The sequence below is a fragment of the Metabacillus niabensis genome, from assembly GCF_902829255.1.
GTDB classification, from domain to species: domain Bacteria; phylum Bacillota; class Bacilli; order Bacillales; family Bacillaceae; genus Metabacillus; species Metabacillus niabensis.
The window spans coordinates 1-6,258 of record NZ_CADEPK010000403.1; the positions used below are offsets into that span (position 1 = coordinate 1).

General features: G+C 33.4%; 8 protein-coding genes. All 8 read right to left on the reverse strand.

Features of this window, described 5'->3' with window-relative positions; all coding sequences use genetic code 11:
• Positions 1-499: 499 nt before the first annotated feature.
• Positions 500-925 (reverse strand): MaoC family dehydratase, encoded by a 426-nt coding sequence (locus HU235_RS22625; RefSeq protein WP_174881682.1) that lies wholly within the window; start codon positions 923-925, stop codon positions 500-502.
• Between the two features lie 83 nt (positions 926-1,008).
• A complete protein-coding gene (locus tag HU235_RS22630) occupies positions 1,009-1,392 on the reverse strand; it encodes a YkvA family protein (RefSeq protein ID WP_174881676.1) in 384 nt (127 codons plus the stop codon).
• A gap of 382 nt (positions 1,393-1,774) precedes the next feature.
• Entirely contained in the window at positions 1,775-2,269 is a 495-nt protein-coding gene (locus HU235_RS22635; protein ID WP_174881677.1) for a hypothetical protein, read from the reverse strand.
• 117 nt (positions 2,270-2,386) lie between these two features.
• Positions 2,387-2,524, reverse strand: coding sequence for a hypothetical protein (locus HU235_RS22640; protein ID WP_174881678.1), 138 nt, complete (start codon positions 2,522-2,524; stop codon positions 2,387-2,389).
• 223 nt (positions 2,525-2,747) lie between these two features.
• Positions 2,748-4,007 carry an FtsW/RodA/SpoVE family cell cycle protein gene (locus tag HU235_RS22645; protein ID WP_174881679.1) on the reverse strand — a complete coding sequence of 420 codons (1,260 nt, stop codon included), beginning with the start codon at positions 4,005-4,007 and terminating at the stop codon, positions 2,748-2,750.
• Between the two features lie 5 nt (positions 4,008-4,012).
• The gene (locus tag HU235_RS22650) at positions 4,013-4,420 is read right to left on the reverse strand and encodes a PadR family transcriptional regulator (protein ID WP_174881680.1); all 408 of its coding nucleotides are present in this window, start codon (positions 4,418-4,420) and stop codon (positions 4,013-4,015) included.
• The gene (locus tag HU235_RS22655; protein WP_174881681.1) at positions 4,408-4,956 is read right to left on the reverse strand and encodes a sigma-70 family RNA polymerase sigma factor; all 549 of its coding nucleotides are present in this window, start codon (positions 4,954-4,956) and stop codon (positions 4,408-4,410) included. Before HU235_RS22655 ends, HU235_RS22650 begins: the two co-directional genes overlap by 13 nt.
• A gap of 256 nt (positions 4,957-5,212) precedes the next feature.
• On the reverse strand, positions 5,213-5,977 hold the full coding sequence (locus tag HU235_RS25445; protein WP_307190657.1) for a VOC family protein: 765 nt from the start codon (positions 5,975-5,977) through the stop codon (positions 5,213-5,215).
• Between the last annotated feature and the right edge of the window lie 281 nt (positions 5,978-6,258).

Here is a 6,258-nt window from a genome sequence, read left to right on the forward strand (position 1 = left end):
ATATGGAACACTACTTTAAAGAAAAGTTTAAGAAAAATGGTTTAAATTTGTTTAACCACCCCAAAAATCTATTGTAATATGGTTTAGATAGAGAGCTTTTTTATCTTAAAGTAGCTATATCAGACATTTAATTGAATTGAATTGAATTCATCCTAATCATATGTAAATTAAATTATAGGTATTTCTGTATGTATCATTTTGTTCTCAATAGGGACATACAATTTTAAGTTTGTGAAGATATGTACTTACAAGAACGGATTCATTTGTTGAATAAAAATCCAGTATTCTAATAAAGAAAAGCACCCCTCATTGTTAATTCTGTCTAACAATTGGGGTGCAGTTCAATACTATAGCGAGTTTTCTTTTTTTATAAGCCAATTAATAGTCAAACCAACTGTCATTTCAGAACTATTTTTCGGAAAAGCAGGAAACCTTGATTAAGAAACTTTTTTCCAACTATTTGTTATGTAAAGTAATTTCGAGAAAAGCACCATCACCTTTATCTCCTAATTAATACTGACAGTTCACCTTCAAAAACTTTTTCATCTTTTTCATTGTATGTGGATAACAATACAGTAAGAATTCCTGTTTGACTTCGATTCTCTTTCTTATCAAGAACCTTTACGATCGTATATAATTCATTTCCTGGAAACACAGGCTTTAGAAATTTTATCTGATTCATTTCCGTTCCAGCAATAATATCTTCACCATGCTTACCTTCTTCGATCCAAAGCTTAAAAGAAATCGCTAAAGTATGGATACCTGAAGCAATGATTCCATTAAATCTTCCCTGCTTTGCCTTTTCCTCATCTACATGCATATATTGCGGATCAAATTCTCTCGCAAACTCCATAATAGTTTCCTTTGTTAATTGGATTGATTTTGTTTTAAACTCCTGACCAATTGCAAACTCATCTAGCTTCATCATAACACCTTCACTTTTCATTGTAGTACTTTAGCTTACCTCAATCTATCGAATAAACAAACCCTCTTGCTTAAACAGACGTATTAGCTGAAAAATAAATACAGTTTCATTCCACCCCATACTGCAAAAGCAAGCCAAATCATGATAATTATTGAGCCAACTATCCAGTTTTTCGGCTTACTCTCCTTCATCCTTTGTTCAGCCAAAGCTTCACTGTCCCATAATACATTCTTCGGAATCATTTTTAGTGCAAGCAATATCGCAAGCGGAATGAGAATAACATCATCTAAATACCCAAGGATCGGGATAAAATCCGGTATGAGGTCAATCGGACTGAACGCATATGCAACGACACAAGCAGTATATACTTTTGCATACAAAGGCATTCTTTCATCCTTACAAGCAAAGTAAAGAATAAAAATCTGCCGCTTTAAGCTTTTCGCCCAAGCCTTTATTTTGTTTATCATATTTAACCCCTATTAGCATCAAGAGTACATTTCTAAAAACTGATATTTTTCAAAAAATCCATCTCTTATTATTGTAGAAATAACTAGCTAAATAAGCAAATTACACGAAAGGAATCGTATCTATAATTAAGCCAACGATAAGCGCAGAGGCTATGATTAAAACGCCTGCTCCTTTTCCAACTTCCTTCTCGGTAAGCTTTAATCCTTCAAATAACCAGAATAATAGGATAAGCGGTATTGGGGCAATTATATATTGCCAGAATCCTAACTATCAAAAAGAGAAAAGTAACCTACGACCTGAAACAGATACATTGCACAGAAATATAATGGAAATGATAATCTCATCATCTAACATACTCCTCTTCCTTATGTCCGGTGTCATCTATTTTATATACTCAAGTAATGTCTTTGGGACTTGTTCAAAAATTAATATTTCAGGTTCCTTATATGGCTTTTCCTTCAAGTAGCCATCAACAGTCATCATGCTTTCCCAATATTGTTTTACTAGCTCCTCCTTTGAAGGTAACCCCTTAGTAAAGTAGCCACCACCAGTCTCTGCTTTCATATATTCATCCTCAACATAAGCAAATAAATCATCCGATAGCTCCTGATTGAATATTAAAATTTTCTCACTAAATAGTGGAAATCCAAAATAAGGTTTTGCTGATGGAACGAGCTCTGCACCAAATGCGATTTTAAAATCAAGCCATTTTGGAGAGGTTGCTGGTCTCAAAAGCTCAGTGATTTCAGGAAATAAATCGCCACCATTTGTGTACCTCCACGTTGCAGTACGAATGCTCAAGCCTCTATCTAGAGCATTTTGTGGACTTATGTGAATATCGCTATTTTGCTCGATGACTGCATGATATAAATACAAACGAATTCCTCCTAATCTGTTCGGATATAAACCTTGTTTCCTTTTTAAGTTTTTTACAATCACTCTATAAAAATAGCGTCAATCAAGATAGATTAACGCCATACTAGTTGAATGTCATTAATTAAATAACAGATAAAGAAAAACAATGATGACAACAAGAAATCCCCCTATTGTCGGAGTTCCATAAAAGGTTCGATTCCAGGCATCATCAGTATCAATTTTGCTTTTCTCACGATTTTCTTTCTCTTTTTTCACACCTATCTCCCCATTCCCTTAATAGCCGCTTAATTGACCTTTTAAATGATGGATAGCGTTTATGCAATAAATCGAAAACCATTGTTTATCATCTAAGTAAAAATATACTTTTTCCTTATTATACCATATAGAATAAATTTATCTGATTGGTATATTCAAAAAGAAACACAAAAAACGGCATTCGTTTTTGAATACCGCAATCTGTGCCAATGTAGAAACACAATCATAAATGAACAGCAAAATGCTTTCTCCGATACACACTTAATACGATTCCTATAAGAAGAGAATTTAAGAAAGTTGCGTTTAATCCATAGCTAATAAAAGGGAGTGACATCGATATAATCGGTAAAAAACCAAGAATCATTCCAACGTTGTACACAAATTGGACGGAGAGTAATGAGCATATTCCTAGTATCAGTTGTTTACCGAATGGGTCTTTTATTTCCGTTGAAACAACGATTAATCTAAATAATAATAATGCGATTAGAGCCAAGAGGAACCCTGCTAAAATCCACCCATAAAAATACGTAATATTAGCAAAAGCGAAATCTGTTGTCATGTCAGCCGTAAAACCGTGTTGCTCTTGATTTCCAAACAAACCACCCTTTGATAGTAAATCCTTTAACATGATATACATATAACCCGAGCCTTTGGTGTCATCATAGGGATTTAAAAATCCGAGCAATCTTTGCTTATGATATCCACCGGCAAACAAATAGAAATATGCACCGATCAAAATTGGACCTAAAAAAGCGACAATGGTTGAATAAATTGCCTTCTTACTAATTGAACTACAAAACAATAAAGCTAGTACCATGACTGAGTAAATAAATGCATCCGTAAAACTTGGTAAGCGCAAAAACAAAAATACAGAGGGTAGGTAAACACCTAATACTACGAGCAGCTTAGGCTTCTCCTTAGATAAATAGAAAGCCCAAAATACTAAAAACAGCGGCAAAAGTGAACTCCCACTAATCATAATGACAACAAGGCTAAGATACCCAACTCCATTAACTATTACATTTGGTAAATAGTTAAGAACAAGCAATAATCCAAACGCCACTATTAAAAAAAGCCAGCCTATGCTTTTTATTTTTCTATAATCAATAAACATAACGATGATAGTTGTGATAATCCCTAACACAATAAAAATCAATTGTTTAGACAGTAGATTTATCGAGTAATGATCTACATTTACATGTGGGAGTAAACCCATTAAAATAATGAGGATAAAAAGTCCAAAAAGTTTCCAATCAAAAATAGGACGATATAGCTTATTAAAGTGAATTCCTAGATCTGTAGGACTCCCCATTTTCTTGATAGCTTTTTCTTCAGCATCAGTTTCACTCTCTCCCTTTGCCACTAATTCTGCCTTGGACATTTTCACATGATAGTTTAACTCCTTGTAAACGACCTCCTTCGCTTCTTTTGATTTTATGTTTTGCAATACTTCCGCTAAAAAACGCTCCTTAAAATGACTCATCTTCATTACCTCTCCAAAATCTCTTTTAAAAAATAGCCTTTGCCATTACTTTTAATTTCAAGCTTTTTCAGTAATTGCATCCCTTTGTTATTAAGCTGATAATACTTAACATCAGGTTCTTCCCAGTATGTATTCAAGTAACCCTTATGCTCGAATTTATGTAAATACATATATAGAAAGCCCTCATCGTTTTCAAATTTTCCAATCCCCCTTGCACGGATTAGTCTACTCAACTCAAAACCTGATCGCTTTTGCTTTAATAGCTGAAATACGGCTAAAAGGAGCTCTTCTTCAGTAGCTTCAGGTAGCTGTCTTATTTGCTGTCTAATCGTTTTTTTGTGTCCTTCGGTAAAATTTAAATCCTTCAATACTGTACTTCGCATTGCATTTTTTAGCTGCTTTAAACGCTCCATGCTTTTCCCTCCAAGCGATCCTTTAATATTTCCTTTGCTTTCTTTAGCCTTGTTTTAATCGTATTTTGATTCACATTTATTAAATTGGATATTTCCTTAATTGTTAGTTCCTCAAAATAATATAAATACAATACTTCCCTATATGTATCTGGTAAACCCATTACTGTATGAACTAATTGTTCATCCTCATATTTTTGAATAACTTCATGTTCAACCACTCTTTCTCTACTTGATGTACGTTTTGCTTGTTCATCAGAGATAATGATATGTTTATAATGCCAGCTTTTTAGATAGTCTTTGCAATGGTTTATAGCGATTCGCCATAGCCACGATTTTAAAGAAGACCTTTTTTGATACTGATCTAATTTTTGATAACATTTCACAAAGATCTCTTGAGTAAGGTCTTCGGCAATCTCTCGGTTACCGACGTAGGAATAGGCTAGGTGCAATATTGAATTACCGTATTTGTCCATCAATTGATCTAATACTTTATCTCTGTCATTAGTGATAATGTCCTGAGTAATACTCTCTTCCAAGGCAATCTGCTCCTTTCACACATTAGACGATTGTAAAACAAAAAAGGTTTTTGCTTTCTTAAAGTAAAAGAGCCTGGACAGCGCCAAGCTCTGATTTAACACTTATTAGATTGTATAGTGTAAGTAAAAAGCCTTCCTCTAAAGCATTTTGCGAACAAAATTGTATAACGCTCTTTTGCTCTATTACTTTATAGTAAAAATAAATAAAACCAAGCTTTAACCTTATATTTCTTTACGAAATTAATGACATAAACTTTCACTCTAGTTCATTCTTCTTTTTAATCCATTCCTCTAATGTCATCATGCTAAAATCCTCGTCAAAGTCTAATCTTAACGGTGTGATTAGTTCGATTGAATTTCCATCGGGATCATCAAAGTAAATAGCAGCATGTGCTTGAGGATTATTCGGTAAAACAAGTGGTTGATTCTCAGGTGTAAACCCAAAGGCGGTTCGTACTGAAATGCCTCTCTGCTCTAGCCATTGCTTTGTTTTTTTAATGTCCTCAAACTCAACCTTAAACGCAATATGCCTTAAAGAGGCATGATAAGGTGTTTTCACTTTATCAGTTTCCCATAGTCCTAACCAGCTTTCTCCTTTTTCTATCCAGAAAAAGGCTAGCTTATCACTCTTATAAGCTATTTCTAGCCCTAGCTTTTTATAAAATTCTATTGAACTTGTAAGATTGCTCACAGGCAAATGAGCCTCATATAAACCTTTTATGATGTCATTCTTTTCGTTTTTCAGATTCCTTTTTTCTCTTATCTCATTTACTTTAGGTATCTTTTTAAATGTAGCTAGTACATCATCAATTAGTCGTTCACTCGTATAAGCTCCATTACCTTTTTCAAATAGATTAAATCTAGCGTATATTATTTTTAAAAAGGCCTTTGCATCTTCTTCAATTAATTGGTCAATTGCATGAATTATCGTATCAAACTCATTAGAATTTCCTGACTCCTTCAAGGTAAATCTCCACCTTTCTAAAATCAATTCATAACCTGAAATTTTTTCCAATTTCAAACTCACAACACCTAAATATAATAAATCCCACAAAAAAGGGCAATAAAAGCAATAGTCCTTTCTTAATTATGCCAACCTTAGTTTCAAGAATTTTTTATAGAGAGAAATGCGAAATAGTTGTAGATCTACTTGTTTTTTGGATAGTATTAACGAAAGTGCAGGGCTAACATTTGAAGTCTTTTCATCAAATTTTCATAAACAGACGTTATAATAAGCATTAATTACGTCGAAGTTTATAAAGGTGTTATTAAAATCGAACTACTTTCGTTTTCGAATAACAT